The following is a 15,903-nucleotide window of genomic DNA, read 5'->3' on the forward strand; positions in this document are numbered from 1 at the left end:
TACGGCTATCGGACCTTCCAAATCGCCGAACTCTCCCTGTATCACGTGCTCGGCAAGCTTCCCGAGCCAAAACTCGCCCACAGATTCTTCTGACGAAGCAATAACAGAGACCGGATGCCCTTCCATGCAGAACTAATTTGCTGGCGATCCGGCAACGCCTGAATATGCAGGGCCAACTCCGCGAGCAAAGCCCCAATTGACTCGTTCGGGAGATCATCCGCACGCTCGCGGGTCATCTCAAGGAGGTGATCGAACGCTTGCTGCATCTGTCGAGGCTCTGGGATGTTGCGCAGAATCGTTGCAAGAGCTATCAAGGGAAGTTCCATGTCGCGGCGTGGAACGCGCTCGGCAAGTCCGAGCAGATGCGGGATTGCATGCGCTCGCACTTCAGGGGCGAGCAGTTCTACTGGCAGGCGCGCAGCAAGTGTTCCGAGGGCAGCACCGAGATCATGCTCGGGCAACTCGTCGAGTATGGAGAATGCTTGTCCGAGCTGTCGATTCATGACGTCGCCAGAACTCCACTCGAGAGTGTCAAGTAGCGAGGTGAGCAGGCGGCCGCGTTTTTCAACCGGAAGACCATTGATTGCCTCGAAAATGTGGTCCACCACCTGTCCCTTTTCGACCACATCACCCTGAGCACGCGTGAGGATTCCCAAGGTATAGGTGCGGTCCGTGTCCGAAAGAACGTCGATCGACTGCAGAAGCGCGTCGAATGCCCTCGCTGGACCGCTGCCCGGACGGCCTTTGGATGTGGGAACTTCAGGCAGTTGAGTGGCAGTGTGGACAAGCGTTGCGAGAAGGAAGACGCGATCGTCTGCCGGGACCTCACCCAGCATACCCAGCGTCCTGTTGAACGCTTCGTGGCGTGCTTCAGTTGGGAGCTCGCTGATGGCCTTGGCAATCGCATGGACGGGGTGTCTCCAATGCTTCTGTGGCAATGCTTCTGCGGCACGCGAGAGAGTTTCGAGGGCCTCCTCGCGCAGGGGAGGCGACAGGTTAAGGATCTGATTGGCAAGCTCGGCGATGCACTCGGCCCGGCCTTCGGGCGAGGTCTGTCCAGTCGTATGCATCGCCTTCTTCCACAGGTGATCGCGACTCTGCGCATCCGGCAGGGTTTTAATATTCCGGATCACCTTTGACAGCGGTTTGCCTTGCTTGTGCGCAGGGACTTGCTCGCATAACGTGAGCAGGTGGTCGAGCCGAGGCTGCCTCTTGTCTTCCGCCAGATTGGCGATCCCCGAAGCGTGCGCTGCCAGTGCCTCCGCGCGATGCTCAGCAGGCAGTCGCCCGACCATGCTCGTGATGTCATCGAACCGTTGCTCGTCGATGGCGGGCTGGCCATCCGTCAAAGGCGGCGTCGCAAGCACAATGCCCCGGAACTCGTCGGGGAGTCGTTCGATGGCTTGCAGCACCAGGGCGCGCAACTGCACTCTTTCGGACTTTTGATGCGGCTCGATGTGACGCACGAGATTGGCCAGCATCGATGCGCGCGGTCCGGGGGGCATCTGCTCGACGAGTCGAGAAATGGGATCCAAGGTGTAGGAACTCAAACTTCCCTCGATAAGGATTTCAAGCGCAGCGCCTGCATGTTCAGGCCCAAGCTTCTGTAATGCCGCCGCGACTTGACGAAAGCCGCGCAAGTAATTTCCTGCCAGTTCGGGGACCAGCTTGGCGAGCTCTTCTAGCGCAGAGCGTCGAACGTTCTCGGGAAGCCGCTCGACCTCGCGCGCAATGAAATCAAATGCCTCAAATTGCTGTTGGTCGCGCAGGCCCAGGAGACGCAAACTTTTGGCCAACACGGACAGAGGCTTGGCGGCATCAGCCCGTCCGCCGAGGGCCTCTAGCGATTCCTGCAAGCGCGTGTAGATCTCAATCAAGTGAGACGTGGCAGCGGGCTCAGCCTCCGGCGGCAGAGCCGCCTCAGGCTCAAGGTGCAGATCCGGCTCGAAATGCTGCCCTACCGCCAGCCCCAAGTGCTGCTCCACCAAGTGCTGCTCCACCTCCGGCCCCAAGTGTTGATCTACCTCCGGTCCCAAGTCCTGATCCTCGTCTAGCTCCGAGCCCAAGCTTGAGACATCCGCATCGTCAGAACCGATCTCAGAGGGCTCCGCCCATGGTTCCTCCTCTGGGGCCACCCCATCAGCGATCTCAGTCGGCGCCAGCCCGTCGGCCAGCGACTCAACCAGCGCCGCCAGAGGGGCCGCTCTTCGCGCCAGGCTCTCGTCATTGATCGCCTCGAGAATTTTCTCGAAACGAGACAGACCTTGTGGGCCTCGCTCCAGACCCACACGGGCCAGCGCCGTGAGCGCATCTGTCCGCTCCCGAGGTTCGAGGCCTCGAATGGTCATCAAGAACTCATCCAGGAGAAGGTCTTGCTGGTCCTTTTCAGTCCACAGAATACGCTGGGCGACGCCTCGCAGGATTTCACTGCGCATCCCGGCATCTAACATCCCGGCATCTAAATCAGGCATGCTGCGCGACGCTTGGTGCAAAACGTCTCGCACGATCTGCGCTTCGGCAGACTCTTCCAAGCGCTTCATCAGGAATGCTTTGGCGGCCATGGATGAGGTCGATTCAAGCATTGCCTTGCTGGTCATCGCCAAGGGGATGGCGCCCGTCTCGGCGCGATCGGCGATGGCCAACTGGAGATGCTGCGGAAGGTCGGTCAGGCCACGCTCGGGCACCCCAAGCAGTTTCGTTCGTGGCGCCAAGACGCTCGTGCCGCTGACGTCGATTGATGAGCGGCGTCGCGCGAGGCCTCCGGTTTCTGCGAAAGAGCGTGGGGCCGGCGAATTGGTACGCAGCGGCGAACGTGAAGTTGACGCGCCGATGTCATCTGCAGTGTTGGCGGCGTCAGAAACGTGGGCATTGGTCGATTGATAGATTTTCATGTCGTAGTACGTGCGGTGTCGGACGCTTGCTGCGGAAGCTCTTCTTTGGTTGCGCATCATCTTTCACGCCCGCCTTTGGGGTGTTCATGGATGCGAAGTCCTGAACCACTGCGCGAAGAGTCTTGTCGGGTGTCAAGCGGAACCTAGACCGAACTTTGACTAGAGAAGTTCAGGCGGCGGCGTGGCAAACGAATGTCACATGAAGGAAAGCCGCCAGCACGGCTCCGGCACAATGGCTGATCCACTTTTTGATTGACGCATGTTCAGCCTGGCTCGACTCACCATTCACCGCGCGAGGGAGGAACGCCTGCCACAGGTTGCCGGCAGCCTGACTTTCACGACCTTGCTGTCCATGGTGCCATTTCTGGCCGTGAGCTTTGCGCTGTTCACGCGATTTCCAATCTTCAAACGATTCGAGAAGGCGATCGAAGACGTGCTGTTGCAGAGCCTGCTTCCGGCAGACATTGCGCGGACGGTACTGAAATATCTGAGTCAGTTCGCCGAGAACGCAAATGGCTTGACCGTGCTGGGCTCGCTGTTCGTGCTGGTGACGGCAGTGGCCATGCTGCTCACGATTGAAAACGCACTCAACCAGATCTGGGGAGTGAGGAAGGGGCGTCCGATTTTCAAGCGGGTGGGCCTGTATCTGTTGATGCTGGCCATAGGACCGCCTGTTCTTGGAGCGAGTCTTTGGGCGACCTCGTATGTGCTGAGCGCGTCCATGGGCGTGATCGGAGCCGTACCGCCATCGGTCAAGTTCGTGCTGACCTTGGGGCCGGTGATGCTCAGCGCCGGCGGCTTGGCCGCGATGTTCTACTTTGTGCCGAATACCAAGGTGCGGCGGCGAAATGCGATCGCAGGCGGTCTTCTCGCCAGCATCGCCTTCGAGGTCGGCAAGCGCGGCTTCGCGGCTTACGTGCTCAAGGTGCCGACCTACAAGGCGGTGTATGGAGCGTTTGCGGCATTCCCCGTTTTCTTGTTGTGGATGTATTTTTCGTGGCTCGTCACGCTGACTGCGGCACTCATCACCGCCAACCTGGGGCGCTCCCATCGTCATCGACGCGCAGCAGCGTCACCGTGAATGGTGCGTGCGAGAAACTTTTTCAAAGGAGAAATGAAGATGCGTGTCATGGTAATAGTGAAGGCGACCAGCCAGTCCGAGGCCGGCAAGATGCCAAGCACGGAACTGCTTGCGGCAATGGGCAACTTCAACGAGGAACTTGTCAAGGCGGGCGTGATGCTCGCGGGCGAGGGCCTGCACCCGAGTTCCAAGGGCAAACGGGTGCGGTTCTCAGGCAGCCAGCGAACCGTGATCGATGGGCCGTTCCCAGAGACCAAGGAACTCATCGCCGGGTTCTGGCTGTGGCAAGTCAAGTCGATGGAGGAGGCCGTCGAATGGGTCAGGCGGTGCCCCAACCCCATGGAAGGCGACTCCGACATCGAAATTCGCCCGGTGTTCGAGGCCGACGATTTCGGCGCCGAGTTCACGCCCGAACTGCGTGCCCAGGAAGATCGCCTGCGCGCTAAGGTCGAAGACGCTGGGAAGCGGTGACAGCTGGCTTGCGCTTTGCATGCGGATGGCTTGCTCCGCATGCGAGGCAGCCAGACTCCCGGTTGCCGAATGGCTCGAGGTTACGCGAGACGGTATATGACAGCGTCGTCGTATCTGCGAACCAGTCTGTAGCCCTGTGCGGCGGCTTCTTCGCAGACGATGGGTATGTCCTCGGACAACTGTCGCAGACCAGGCTCAGCACGCAACAGCGACACCGTCACGGCAACGTGGTGCGTCCAAGCTCCACTCTTGAGCCGGTATGTTTCAGCACTCGGCACCAGAACACAACCTCCGATGCCTTTGGCGATTTGCTTGTTCGGTGACATGACTTCCTCGCTTGCTGCTACACATTTGATCTTCGATCCGGCAGCGAAGTTCGCCGTGGAACTTGCAAGGTTGGAAGACGTTCGAAGCGTCCGAGGCTGATGAACACTGCTCGAGTAACGACGCTGCGAATCGCACTACCGACGAGCACCTCCCTGTATTCGCTCTCTCTCCCTCCGGGAGAGGGTTGGGGTGAGGGCTGCCGCCGTTGATATTCAAGGCCGCCCATTTCACCACCGCCGTCGCCCTCACCCCAACCACCCAGAGGGACCCCAGAGAAAGTAATGCGATGGCCCGGATTGACTCCAAGCGACTTGAGGGAATTTGAAAGTCGCTTTTCCCGATCAGAGTTTGAAAATCGCCACTGCATCGACCAGCTTCGCCGCTTGCAGCTGCAAGCTCTCAGCGGCTGCCGCTGACTCCTCTACCAGCGCCGCGTTCTGCTGCGTTACCTGGTCCAACTGATTCACCGCGCCGCTTACCTGCGTGATGCCCGCCGTCTGCTCGAGAGTTGCCGAGCTGATCGTGGCGATGAGATCACTCACGCTCTTGACCTGCAGCACGATGGCGCTCATCGTGCGGCCCGCCTCGTTCACCTGCTTGCTGCCGATGTCGACCTTCTGGACGCTGTCGCCGATCAGCGTCTTGATTTCCTTGGCTGCCTGGGCGCTTCGTTGTGCGAGGCTGCGCACCTCGGCGGCAACCACAGCAAAACCACGCCCCTGTTCGCCGGCTCGTGCGGCTTCGACTGCAGCGTTCAGCGCGAGTATGTTGGTCTGGAATGCGATGCCGTCGATGACGCCGATGATGTCGCTGATCCTTTTGCTTGATGTGCTGATCTGCTCCATGGTGGCCACCACGTGCCCCACGGTGACGCCGCCTTGAGACGCCACGTCGCTCGCCGATTTGGCGAGCTGCTCGGCCTGAGACGCAGTCTGCGCATTGGTCTTCACAGTGGACGTCAACTGCTCCATCGACGCAGCTGTCTGCTGCAGGTTGGCCGCTTGTTTCTCGGTGCGCTGCGACAGATCGGCATTGCCAGCCGCGATCTGGCTCGACCCTGTCGCGATGCTGTCGCTGCTCTGGCGCACACCTGCCACCACCGACACGAGGCTCTCGTTCATCATCTTGAGGGCACGCAGCAGTTCACCGAGCTCGTTGGTGCTTGTGATGTCGATGTGCGAGCCGAGGTCGCCGCCGGCCACGCGGCGGGCGATGCCGATCGCCTGGTTCAAAGGTGTCGTGATGCCGCGGATCAACACCACCGTTGTGCCCACCGCGAGCAGGAGCGACAGAACGACGGCGCCAGCCAGCAGATAGCTCATGTTAGTGATGCGGTTCTCGACGGCCAGGCCGTTGGCCTTGCCCCGCTGCGACAGAAAATCCGACAGCTCCGCAGATGCTGCGGCCCCGACGCGGTAGCTCGGGTTGATGGTGGAGATCAGAACTTGCTCGGCGCTGTCCCACTTGCCCGCCTTGATGGCGGCCGAGGCATCGGAGATGGCCTTGACGCCGAGGCCTGTGCTCTTCTCGAACCAAGCATCGGCGAGCCGCCTTTCTTCCTCGGAGTCGATGGCCGCGTGGTACTGCTCCCACAACTGCATGATGCCGGCAGACGACTTGGTGATGGCCGTGAAATGGATGTCCAACGCATGGTCGTGCAGCTTCGCCCAGTCAAAATTCGGGTTGTGCTGCAGGGCCTGCAGGACCTGGCTCCGGTTGGTTTCCATCAGCAACTTGATCTGCGCAAAGACGGTCTCGGATTTCGCGTCTCGAAGCGAGATGTCTCTAAAGGCTTGGCGCGTGTGTGCCGTGCCGTACAAGCCCAGCGCGCCGACCGTCGCGACGAGGATCATGAGCAAGCTCAGAACCGAGATGATCAATGTCTTGATCTTGATGTTTGCAAGCATGTCGTGAACTCCCTTGAATGTTGATCAGGTTTGGGACGGGCGCATGCTCGTCCTCATGGGACTCGTCGCCTGGCTCCTGCACCGGAGAAAGAACTTGCCGATTCCCTCGCAAAGATCGTCGGCATGCTCGAACTCGAGGTAGGTCACATCGCACAGGTTGCCGAGGTCCTTGAGCAGCGTCGTCTTGATGGGGCTGTGTTTCCACACCAGGAAGAGCACCGGTGTGCAGGCGCCCCGGAACACGTGGTACGAGAGTTCGAATGCGCTGCTCTCGCTCATGCCGACGCGGATGTTGATGAAGGCATCGGCCTGAGCCAGCAGGTTCAGGCGGTAGGTCCGAAACGCCCGCGGCTCGAAGGCCAGGCCCGTCTCGGACTCGAACGATTGCCTGAAGGTATCTGCGCTCTCTGCCTTTTGGCCCGTCAGATAGCGGAAAGAATGCGGCGCGCCGTCGTGTGCATTGATTCTTTCCAGTACCGCCGCGATCAAGGCTTGCTGTGATTCGCCGGATTCGGTCAATGGCTGCCGAACGAAGAGCCTGAGCGAGGTGATGTCAGCTGCCGACGACGACCGGCCGCGCGCAGCCTCGGGAATTGCGCCGTGCAAGCGCATGGAAGGTGCGGGCTTCCAGCCATCAGTCGCGTCGAAACCTGCTGTTGCACGTCCAGCGTGAGAGCCCGCCATGAACGCGTGCCAGAGGCGCCCGTGCTGGTGGGCTGCCCGGTTCTTGAGCAGCGTTCGAGCCGCCTTGCTGGCAGCCATGACCAGCGAGCGCGGCGGCCTGAGCAGCAGCTCGTCACAAGACTCAGCCGCGCCGGCCAGAAAGGCCGAGGACAGTTGCTGCCGCAGCACGGCCTGATCGCCCGGCATCTCGGTCGGCGGCGGATACAGCGCTTCCATGAGCGCCACCACCTCGGCTTGCGTCCAGGTGGGGCGGCGGTGGGCGTAATTGAGGGCCGAATCAGGCGCTGCGTCAAAGCTCTCCGCGATGTCGAGGCCGCTGTTGTGGATGAAACGGTCGATGTATCCCATGAAATTTCCGATCTTGGGCTATGCCGTGTGTGCACCCGCTCGAAAGGAGTGGGTCGCAAGATCGGAAACGAGAAACGGAACGCGCGGGGCTGCCGTCTTCGACGCAATGTCGAAGCAGCCGGGTGGGGAAAACGATTTTCCTCGCCTGGTTCTGTGGCAACCCCGCTGTCATGGCTCCGTGAAGCGTTAGACCGGAAGCTTTGCGACCCCGACTTTCGTACGGGTGTGCCTTTGTCAACAGGACGCGGTCAAGCGTCCATGCATGGCTTTTCGGCGCGAAAGAGAGGTGCTTGAGCGCGGGCCGTTGTGGTTCGTGAACCAATGAGCAGTTGAGGTACGGATTGGACAAGGCAAAGGGCTGGGAAGGTGCCGATCATGCCCGCTCATCACGCCCAAAGGCCCCTGCTCGTCGTTGCAAATGCTCGCCATAGCATGAGCTATGGCTGCGCTTTGCGCCTGGATCAGGCGCCTCAGCCTTTCAGCTCATTTTCCTTTTTCGAGATCCACTGGCGGATTCCTCGCCAATATCCTCCAGCGATAGCTGATGCGCCCGCATGATGTTGCGGACCTTCGCAATCGCTTCGAGCTTGGCATGGTGCTGCAAAGATGCAGCTTCAGCTTCAAGAAGCGCAAGCTCGGCTCGCTTGTCTGCTATCAGCTGCAGCAGCTCCGCAAGCGTTCGGCTTCTTGTTGGCTTGACCCATCCGGTCTCGTGTTCTTGGCTCGTAAAAATGTGTTCCATATCTTCCGATACAACTACAGGGGTATGAATGATTACAGATGTGATGGGTGTGCCCGTCGCACAGGGACGCAAGGCACTCTGGCTCGTAACTCAAAAGGCCATCTTCAAGGCATCCAGGTAGACAGGGCTGTCGGACACGGTGCGTAGAGGAGGGTGGGCATCCAACCTCGACGGGCGAAATGGCACATGATCCATCACAAGTCAAGCCTTGATCAATAGCGGTGACGCGGTCTACAGGCTCCGTCACTAGGTGAGATGTCCGATTCGGAGTAGATTTTCCGCACGGGTTCAAGGCTGAGAGGCTGAGAGTATTTCGATCATGCCCGCTCATCACGCCAAAAGACTCCTGCTCGTCGTTGCAAATGCTCGCCATAGCCCGGGGCTGTGCTTTGCGCCTAGATCAGGTGCCTTTTGACGCGCTGCTCGGACACGCTCGAAAAACTCTCAGCCTTTGACACTGGCCGAACCCTCAAGGAGGAAAAAAATGAACGACCAGACTCAGTCGGGCGCGTCGCCAACGCTCCTGCGCGAGATGGGGCTCAACGACGCGGCTATCGAACGACGAAAGCGCATCGTCAAGCTTGAACAGCCTGACCTGGTCCGTATTGCGGCGATCAAGGATCTCATCACGCCGCATACCGAAGACTATGTGGAGACGTTCTTCAATCACCTCGCCGGTTTGGATGAAGCCCGACCCCTGCTTGCCAGTCGCGCCATGGCGCAGAGGGCACGCCAGCTCAAGAGAGAGCACCTGGTGGCGATGGTCCAAGGCGACTACGGGACAAGATATGTCGAACAGCGTCTCGAACTCGGCGCTCTGTACGCCAGGGCGGGGCTTGAGGCGCGAGTTTTCCTCGGCGCTTTCCTCCAGTTGCTCAAGCAGGTCGGGAGCGCGGTCATGAAGCAATTCGAGCGAGTGCCGATGGAGGGATTCGAAAGTTTCATGTCCCTCAAGAAGGTTGCCTTCTTTGACATCGGCATCATCGTCGACACCATCGTCTTCGAGCGCGAACGCGTCATCCGCCAGCAGCAGGAGGCGATCCGGGAACTCTCGACGCCAGTCCTCCAGATCCGCGAGCGTCTTCTGCTACTTCCTATCATCGGCATCATCGACACGCAGCGTGCCCGTCTCATCACTGAAAGTCTGCTGCTTGCGATACGCACAAACCGAGCGAAGGTGGTGGTCATGGATGTCACGGGAGTGGCAAGCATCGACTCGAAAGTGGCGAATCACCTTTTGCAAACGGTGGCTGCGGCGCGGCTCATGGGCGCACTCGTGATAGTGACCGGACTCACCGCGGAGGTGGCGCAATCTCTCGTCACACTGGGTCTTGAACTGTCCAAGCTGAACACTGTGGGGGATCTCCAAGGCGGTCTGGAAGAGGCAGAGCGTCTCCTTGCATCGCGTGCTTTCCTAACGGACTCGAGTGCTGCCGCGACGGTCGCAGCGGCGTGAACCATGGCCGTTCCGATCCTCAAGCAGGGTGATGTGCTCATCGCTTCGATTCAGTCCGCACTCTCGGATCAGGATCTCACCCAGCTGCGGGACGACTTGGCAGGCCAGGTCGGGCGGCAGCGCAGTCGCGGTGTTGTCATCGACGTGACGGCGCTCGATGTCATCGATTCGTTCGCGACACGCACTCTCAGGTCGATCGCCTATACCGCGAAGCTGCGAGGTGCGAACACAGTGGTGGTTGGCATCCAACCCGACGTTGCGTTTGCCATGGTGCAGCTCGGCCTGTCACTGGACGGGGTCGCGACGGCACTTGACCTCGAGGAGGCACTCGCAGACCTCGCCAGGATCTCGAAAGAGGGTTCCCGTGTCCGATGAGATCACGGTCTTGATCGAACGCGAGACGGACATCGTCACCGCCCGTCAGAGAGGACGTGAAATGGCTGCTGCGACGGGGTTTTCGAGCACCGAGCAAACGATGATTGCCTTGGCGATTTCCGAAATCGCACGAAACATCGTCACCTACGCGCAGCGCGGCACGCTCAGCCTGAGCTGCCTTGACGACAACGGACGGCTCGGCGTCCAGGTGGTTGCTCGGGATGCGGGCCCGGGTATTGCCGATATCGACCTGGCAATGCGGGATGGCTATTCGACCGCCAAGAGCCTGGGCATGGGGCTTCCCGGTGCAAAGCGTGTGATGGATGACTTCGAGCTGACTTCGGTTCTTGGCAAGGGCACCATCATCTCGATGACGAAATGGCTTCGATGAGCAGTGCCATGTCTGAGGAATCGGGAATCATCGAGTGGGGCTGGGCCGGCAGTGCACTCGAATTCGAATCAGGCGATCTCCACTTCGTTGTCACGTTCCCAGGCGGCGCGCTGGTCGCACTTCTCGACGGGCTGGGGCATGGACCCGAGGCCGCTGCTGCGGCAGCCGCAGCCGTTCCGATACTCGAATCCTGCGCGAGCGACCCGCCGCTCACGATTCTTCAGCGCTGCCACGATGGCCTGCGCAAGACCCGGGGCGTGGCAATGAGCCTCGCCTCATTTGATTCGCGCACCTCGTCGATGACCTGGACGGGCGTCGGCAATGTGGAAGGCATTTTGCTTCGCGTCAACGGCAGGCCCGGATACCCGAGCGACGCCATCGCGCTGCGTGGCGGCGTCGTTGGTTACCGACTTCCGCCGCTTCATGCCAACACGCTTCAAGTTTCTTCCGGCGACACGCTGATCATGGCGACCGATGGGATCAAAAGCGGTTTCACCGCGGGATTTGCAATCGAGCACGGCCCGCAGGAAGTTGCTTGCAGAGTCCATCCTCGCTCGCTTTGCGAAGGGAACCGACGACGCGCATGTTGTGGTCGTCCGCTATCTGAGAAGCGGTCCATGAATGAGCTGCTCAAGAATTTTGCGCAGGAGTACACGGGTGCTCTCGAAGCCTACCTCGTCGCGGGAGACGAGTCTGCGCTGAGTCACGCCTATGAACTTGGGCGTCGCGCCATGGTGGAAGGATTGGGTGTGCTCGACGTGGCCGCCGTTCACCATATGGGCCTGGAAACGCTCGTGTTGTCCACACAGGCGACTGACCCATCGCGGCTCGCAAGTGCCGCGGCGGACTTTTTCAGAGAACTTCTCTCGCCGTTCGAAATGTCGTTTCGCTGTTACCGTGGGGCCAACGAACAGTTGCAGCGCCTCAATGAAACGCTGCGCGAGCAGAAAGAGGCGGTGGAATACGCCAACCGCGAGTTGGAGTCATTCAGCTACTCGGTCTCCCACGATCTGCGTTCGCCGCTCCTGAGCATCGATGGATTCAGCCACATCCTCCTCGAAGATTATTCGGACGCGCTCAATGACGAGGGGAAGAAGTATCTGCTCAATATCTGCGAGGCCGCAAAGCGCATGTCGGTGCTCATCGACGACCTCTTGTCTCTCGCGCGCGTCAAGCTCACCGAGATTCAGCATGCCAACGTGGACCTGACTGCGCTCGCTCGCGGCATCGCTGTACGTTTGCAGGCGAAGTCGCCTGAGCGCCTTGGCGACTTCATCATCACGGACGGCATGCACGCCATTGGCGATAGGGGGCTGCTGTCCGTGCTGCTGGAAAACCTTCTCAGTAATGCATGGAAATTCAGCTCCAAACGCCCACGTGCAGAGATCACTTTTGACTGTGAGCGGCGCGATGGCCAGACGACGTATTTCGTTCGGGACAATGGTGCGGGTTTCGACATGGCCTATGCTGGAAAGCTCTTTTCGACCTTTCAGCGCCTTCACGCTGCGAGCGAATTCGAAGGCACCGGAATCGGCTTGGCGATCGTGCAGCGTGTGATCCAGCGGCATGAAGGTCGCATCTGGGCCGAAGGCAAGATCGGTGTCGGCGCGACCTTCTACTTCACACTCGGGGGCGGACACAACCCATGACGGATCTCTGTCCCCACGGGATTCAGGCCCGCGTACAAGTCACCGATGACTCCGACGTGGTTGTCGTGCGGCGACGCGCCCGGGAACTGGCCGCACGGCAGGGACTCTCCGGGGCCGAGACCGAATCACTGGCGACCGCAGTCACCGAGGTGGCCCGGAACATTGTGGTTCACGCCGGCGGGGGTGAAGTGCTCTTCGGTGCGCTTGGGCAGGCACCCAGGTGCGGAGTGATCGTGATTGCACACGACAGCGGGCCCGGCATCCCGAGCATCGAGCAGGCAATGCAAGATGGCTTTTCGACAAAGGGTGGACTGGGCTATGGCCTGGCCGGCGCGCGACGGCTGGTGGACGAGTTTGAAATCGAATCGACCGTGGATGCCGGAACGACGATCACTTTGAGGAAGTGGGCCGCGACCGAGAGGCTGAGAGTATTTCGAGCGTGTCCGAGCAGCACGTCAAAAGGCGCCTGATCTAGGCGCAAAGCGCAGCCATAGCTCGTGCTATGGCGAGCCTTTGCAACGACGAGCAGGGGTCTTTTGGCGTGATGAGCGGGCATGATCGAAATACTCTCAGCCTCCGAGTCACTCCGCTCGTAGCCAGTCACGTTCAAGCTGAGCAACGGTTTCGCGAAAGTCTTTGTAGCCTGCGGGCTTGCGAATGTACCCGTCGGCACCGAGCCGAAACACTTCTCGGCGGTCTGATTCCTGATCGGAAGAACTGTAGACAACGACCGGAAGACGACGCGTTCGCTCATTGGCACGCAGATGCTGCAGCACTTCGAATCCGTTGACCCTTGGCATATGAAGATCGAGCAACACCAGACGGGGCAAGACATGCAGAGCGCTTTCATCCTCGGTCGCGCCACCCAGCAATAGATCCAGGGCTTCCACGCCATCACGCACGACATGAATGGTCGCGGCGGACTTGATGGACTTGAGAGAGAAAACGAACAGTTCGGCCGTGGTGGGACTGTCTTCAACCAGCAGTACGTCCAGTGCAGAAGGGCTCATGGTCGTGCAATGTCATTGACGCGCGCCGAATCTCGCAGCCGACCGTGCTCGTGCTCGCGCAGCCTCTACGTCCCGGTCACGCGGATCGGCAGTCGTCACAAGGGATTGGATGAGAGCACGCGCCGCCGCTGCGACGTCTTCGACTGCGCGTTCGAAGGCCGCCTCGTTGGCCTTGGACGGAATGTTGAAGCCGCTCAGCTTTCGCACGAACTGAAGGGATGCATCCCGAATTTCCAGTTCGGTGGCGGGCGGCTCGAAATTGAAGAGGGTCTTGATGTTTCTACACATGATGATTTTGTCAGCGCACAAGGTCGCCATCTCGCAGCAGCGCCAATGTCCGCCCATCGCGCTCGCCGCAGAAATACTTCTCGATCGATCGACAAAATACTGCCTCTTCCGGCGCGACCCGTTCGAATAGTGTCATCGATGAACAGAACTTAAGGTCATCGGGCGGCCCCAGGATTTGCCGCGCCGATTTTCCTTCGACTGCCAGCACAAGGTTCGTACATTCTTTCAGTCGAGGACCGAGCAAAGGGTGGCGCCAATAGGCAACCGCTTCTTCCGCCGACGCGATGCCGTAATGCCGCGCGATGTCGCTGCGGCCCAGGCCTTTGAGCTGCGGAAAGATGAACCACATCCAGTGGGTGGTTTTCGCGCCCCGAGTCAGTTCACCCGTCACGCGGGCGTAGACCGGATCTTGCGCGTCTACAAATCGTTGGAGATCGTGCGAATCGTTCATGGCGGTGAAGCTTACGGACGCGGTGATGACATTCTTCCGCGTTTTGTACCCGCGCGGGAAGCGGTATCTGCGCCGCACTCCGGCGACTAGTGTCGCGTCAAGCCTCAAGTGTCGGTTGATCGCGCCGCTGTCGGAGCGCAGTGCAAGGCGCGCCGACGAGTCATAGCCGTCACTATGGCGAGGAGGCGCAACGCCGCAATGCGCTTCGAGAGCAAGCGAGCAGCCGACACTTGAGGCTTGACGCGACACTAGCCAAAGCGCTGCACAGCGAAGTCGATGAAGGTCCGGACCTTGGGCAACAGCTGCCGGTCGCGCGGGCAGACCACGTGCACCGGCATGGCGGGTGGATGCGAGCCTTCCAGGACCGGGACCAGCCGGCCGGCCACCACATCTTCGGCTACCAATATCCGGGGCTGCATCACCAAGCCGAAGCCACGCAATGCGGCCATCCGCAATGCCGGTCCGTGATTGCATTCGAAGCGGCTCATGGGCACCTGCCGCGCGTCGACGTCTGGGCGGCCCAATCGCCAGCCGCCGCGATGGCGCCAATGCGTAAAGCCCAGGCATTGGTGGTCGATCAGATCTGCAGGAGACAGCGGCGTGCCGTCGCGCGCCAGGTACTCCGGCGCTGCCGCGATGATCCTTGATGCGGAGAAGCAACCGTCCGGTATCTGGTTCCCGATTTCAAATTCCGGGACCGTGCTTTGCGCCAGAGTTTCTGCACTCCGCCTGGGCGGTGGGCGCGCGGTCCACGCTGGCCTCGGCGACGAGTGGGAGGGAATGGTCGTGCTCCCCTCTTGCAGACTCTGGGTCAGGGTGAGGGCCTGCGGCCCGTTGCGGAACAAGGCCTTCAGCGTTCTCGCTATTGCCCGCCTCCGCCAACGCCGCGTGAATCACTCCAACGTGAGATTCTGTATGTGAGCCATGGCTGCTTTCAGCTGCGTCTTGTCCGCCTGCCCGATGTTGTTCAGGCCCAGGTCGAGCGTGGTAATCGATGTGTTGTCGGCGAGGGCCCATGCGTCTGCAGCCCTGATGCTGTTGTAGCGCAGGTCGAGCGTGGTGATCGAGGTGTTACGAGCGAGGGCCTGTACGCCTGCATCCCCGATGGCGTTGGCGCTCAGATCGAGCGTGGTGATCGAGGTGTTACGAGCGAGGGCCTGTACGCCTGCATCCCCGATGTCGTTCCCGCGTAGATCGAGCGTGGTGATCGAGGTGTTACGAGCGAGGGTCTGTACGCCTGCAGCCCCGATGTTGTTGTGCCTGAGATTGAGCGAAGTAATCGATGTGTTGCCAGCGAGGGCCTGTGCGCCTGCAGCCCCGATGTTGTTCTGGCCCAGATTGAGCGAGGTGATCGAGGTGTTCTCGGCGAGGGCCGCAGCGCCTGCAGCCCCGATGTTGTTGTCCTTCAGGTTGAGCGAAGTAATCGAGGTCTTGCCAGCGAGGGCCCGTGCGCCTTCATCCCCGATGTTGTTGTGCCTCAGATTAAGCGAAGCAATCGATGTGTTGCCAGCGAGGGCCTGTGCGCCTGCAGCCCCGATGTTGTTCTGGCCCAGTTTGAGCGAGGTGATCGAGGTGTTCTCGGCTAGGGCCCGTGCGCCTGCATCCCCGATGTGGCTGTGCGTCAGATTGAGCGAAGTAATCGATGTGTTGTCAGCGAGGGCCCGTGCGCCTTCAACCCCGATGCGGCAGTCGGTCAGAACGAGCGAGGTGATCGAGGTAATCCCGGCGAGCAACCGCGCACCTTCATCCCCGATCTCACAGCCTTGGAGCGTGAGCGATTCAAGCCTCGGCAAGTTGTTCAAATGCGCCAATCCAGCAGCGGTAATCCCTGA

General features: G+C 60.4%; 17 protein-coding genes and 1 riboswitch. Of the genes, 7 read left to right on the top strand and 10 right to left on the bottom strand.

The window, feature by feature from the left end; translation table 11 throughout:
* Positions 1-41: 41 nt before the first annotated feature.
* The gene (locus AC30NL_RS01075) at positions 42-2,642 is read right to left on the bottom strand and encodes a hypothetical protein (protein ID WP_489462163.1); all 2,601 of its coding nucleotides are present in this window, start codon (positions 2,640-2,642) and stop codon (positions 42-44) included.
* A gap of 508 nt (positions 2,643-3,150) precedes the next feature.
* Between AC30NL_RS01075 and AC30NL_RS01080 the strand changes: the two genes are divergently transcribed.
* On the top strand, positions 3,151-3,972 hold the full coding sequence (locus AC30NL_RS01080; RefSeq protein ID WP_489462164.1) for a YihY family inner membrane protein: 822 nt from the start codon (positions 3,151-3,153) through the stop codon (positions 3,970-3,972).
* A gap of 39 nt (positions 3,973-4,011) precedes the next feature.
* The gene (locus AC30NL_RS01085) at positions 4,012-4,443 is read left to right on the top strand and encodes a YciI family protein (protein WP_489462165.1); all 432 of its coding nucleotides are present in this window, start codon (positions 4,012-4,014) and stop codon (positions 4,441-4,443) included.
* Between the two features lie 80 nt (positions 4,444-4,523).
* On the opposite strand, the gene AC30NL_RS01090 is transcribed toward AC30NL_RS01085, so the two are convergent.
* The 4 genes from AC30NL_RS01090 to AC30NL_RS01105 form a co-directional block, all read right to left on the bottom strand.
* Positions 4,524-4,769, bottom strand: a complete 246-nt coding sequence (locus AC30NL_RS01090; RefSeq protein WP_489462166.1) for a hypothetical protein — start codon at positions 4,767-4,769, stop codon at positions 4,524-4,526.
* A gap of 342 nt (positions 4,770-5,111) precedes the next feature.
* Positions 5,112-6,677 (bottom strand): methyl-accepting chemotaxis protein, encoded by a 1,566-nt coding sequence (locus AC30NL_RS01095; protein ID WP_489462167.1) that lies wholly within the window; start codon positions 6,675-6,677, stop codon positions 5,112-5,114.
* 24 nt (positions 6,678-6,701) lie between these two features.
* Positions 6,702-7,709, bottom strand: a complete 1,008-nt coding sequence (locus AC30NL_RS01100; protein ID WP_489462168.1) for a hypothetical protein — start codon at positions 7,707-7,709, stop codon at positions 6,702-6,704.
* A gap of 152 nt (positions 7,710-7,861) precedes the next feature.
* Positions 7,862-7,949, bottom strand: a riboswitch (cyclic di-GMP riboswitch).
* A gap of 238 nt (positions 7,950-8,187) precedes the next feature.
* Entirely contained in the window at positions 8,188-8,451 is a 264-nt protein-coding gene (locus tag AC30NL_RS01105; RefSeq protein WP_489462169.1) for a hypothetical protein, read from the bottom strand.
* Positions 8,452-8,935: 484 nt separating this feature from the next.
* Between AC30NL_RS01105 and AC30NL_RS01110 the strand changes: the two genes are divergently transcribed.
* The 5 genes from AC30NL_RS01110 to AC30NL_RS01130 are packed head-to-tail and all read left to right on the top strand — an operon-like array spanning position 8,936 to position 12,792.
* The gene (locus AC30NL_RS01110) at positions 8,936-9,907 is read left to right on the top strand and encodes a protoglobin domain-containing protein (RefSeq protein ID WP_489462170.1); all 972 of its coding nucleotides are present in this window, start codon (positions 8,936-8,938) and stop codon (positions 9,905-9,907) included.
* Between the two features lie 3 nt (positions 9,908-9,910).
* Positions 9,911-10,282, top strand: a complete 372-nt coding sequence (locus AC30NL_RS01115) for an STAS domain-containing protein (RefSeq protein WP_489462171.1) — start codon at positions 9,911-9,913, stop codon at positions 10,280-10,282.
* Complete coding sequence (locus AC30NL_RS01120; RefSeq protein WP_489462172.1) at positions 10,272-10,673, top strand: anti-sigma regulatory factor; 402 nt, start codon at positions 10,272-10,274, stop codon at positions 10,671-10,673. Before AC30NL_RS01115 ends, AC30NL_RS01120 begins: the two co-directional genes overlap by 11 nt.
* Positions 10,674-10,681: 8 nt before the next feature.
* On the top strand, positions 10,682-12,322 hold the full coding sequence (locus tag AC30NL_RS01125) for an ATP-binding protein (protein WP_489462173.1): 1,641 nt from the start codon (positions 10,682-10,684) through the stop codon (positions 12,320-12,322).
* A complete protein-coding gene (locus tag AC30NL_RS01130; protein ID WP_489462174.1) occupies positions 12,319-12,792 on the top strand; it encodes an ATP-binding protein in 474 nt (157 codons plus the stop codon). Before AC30NL_RS01125 ends, AC30NL_RS01130 begins: the two co-directional genes overlap by 4 nt.
* Before the next feature lie 111 nt (positions 12,793-12,903).
* Here AC30NL_RS01130 and AC30NL_RS01135 read toward each other — a convergent pair whose 3' ends face one another.
* The 5 genes from AC30NL_RS01135 to AC30NL_RS01155 form a co-directional block, all read right to left on the bottom strand.
* Complete coding sequence (locus AC30NL_RS01135) at positions 12,904-13,332, bottom strand: response regulator (protein WP_489462175.1); 429 nt, start codon at positions 13,330-13,332, stop codon at positions 12,904-12,906.
* 12 nt (positions 13,333-13,344) lie between these two features.
* Positions 13,345-13,620, bottom strand: coding sequence for a DUF2277 domain-containing protein (locus tag AC30NL_RS01140; protein ID WP_489462176.1), 276 nt, complete (start codon positions 13,618-13,620; stop codon positions 13,345-13,347).
* A 10-nt stretch (positions 13,621-13,630) separates the two neighbouring features.
* A complete protein-coding gene (locus AC30NL_RS01145; RefSeq protein WP_489462177.1) occupies positions 13,631-14,071 on the bottom strand; it encodes a DUF1810 domain-containing protein in 441 nt (146 codons plus the stop codon).
* Positions 14,072-14,319: 248 nt separating this feature from the next.
* Complete coding sequence (locus AC30NL_RS01150; protein WP_489462178.1) at positions 14,320-14,916, bottom strand: LysR substrate-binding domain-containing protein; 597 nt, start codon at positions 14,914-14,916, stop codon at positions 14,320-14,322.
* A 48-nt stretch (positions 14,917-14,964) separates the two neighbouring features.
* The coding region (locus tag AC30NL_RS01155) for a leucine-rich repeat domain-containing protein (protein ID WP_489462179.1) at positions 14,965-15,903 on the bottom strand (939 nt) is incomplete at its 5' end.

Origin of the sequence: Rhizobacter sp. (assembly GCA_021153565.1) — a bacterium.
Lineage (GTDB): Bacteria > Pseudomonadota > Gammaproteobacteria > Burkholderiales > Burkholderiaceae_C > Albitalea.

Bases quoted from the DNA above. Each gene is read 5' to 3' on its own strand.
- AC30NL_RS01080 (WP_489462164.1), top strand. From the start codon at position 3,151: ATGTTCAGCCTGGCTCGACTCACCATTCACCGCGCGAGGGAGGAACGC.
- AC30NL_RS01085 (WP_489462165.1), top strand. From the start codon at position 4,012: ATGCGTGTCATGGTAATAGTGAAGGCGACCAGCCAGTCCGAGGCCGGC.
- AC30NL_RS01090 (WP_489462166.1), bottom strand. From the start codon at position 4,769: ATGTCACCGAACAAGCAAATCGCCAAAGGCATCGGAGGTTGTGTTCTG.
- AC30NL_RS01095 (WP_489462167.1), bottom strand. From the start codon at position 6,677: ATGCTTGCAAACATCAAGATCAAGACATTGATCATCTCGGTTCTGAGC.
- AC30NL_RS01100 (WP_489462168.1), bottom strand. From the start codon at position 7,709: ATGGGATACATCGACCGTTTCATCCACAACAGCGGCCTCGACATCGCG.
- AC30NL_RS01105 (WP_489462169.1), bottom strand. From the start codon at position 8,451: ATGGAACACATTTTTACGAGCCAAGAACACGAGACCGGATGGGTCAAG.
- AC30NL_RS01110 (WP_489462170.1), top strand. From the start codon at position 8,936: ATGAACGACCAGACTCAGTCGGGCGCGTCGCCAACGCTCCTGCGCGAG.
- AC30NL_RS01115 (WP_489462171.1), top strand. From the start codon at position 9,911: ATGGCCGTTCCGATCCTCAAGCAGGGTGATGTGCTCATCGCTTCGATT.
- AC30NL_RS01125 (WP_489462173.1), top strand. From the start codon at position 10,682: ATGTCTGAGGAATCGGGAATCATCGAGTGGGGCTGGGCCGGCAGTGCA.
- AC30NL_RS01130 (WP_489462174.1), top strand. From the start codon at position 12,319: ATGACGGATCTCTGTCCCCACGGGATTCAGGCCCGCGTACAAGTCACC.
- AC30NL_RS01135 (WP_489462175.1), bottom strand. From the start codon at position 13,332: ATGAGCCCTTCTGCACTGGACGTACTGCTGGTTGAAGACAGTCCCACC.
- AC30NL_RS01140 (WP_489462176.1), bottom strand. From the start codon at position 13,620: ATGTGTAGAAACATCAAGACCCTCTTCAATTTCGAGCCGCCCGCCACC.
- AC30NL_RS01145 (WP_489462177.1), bottom strand. From the start codon at position 14,071: ATGAACGATTCGCACGATCTCCAACGATTTGTAGACGCGCAAGATCCG.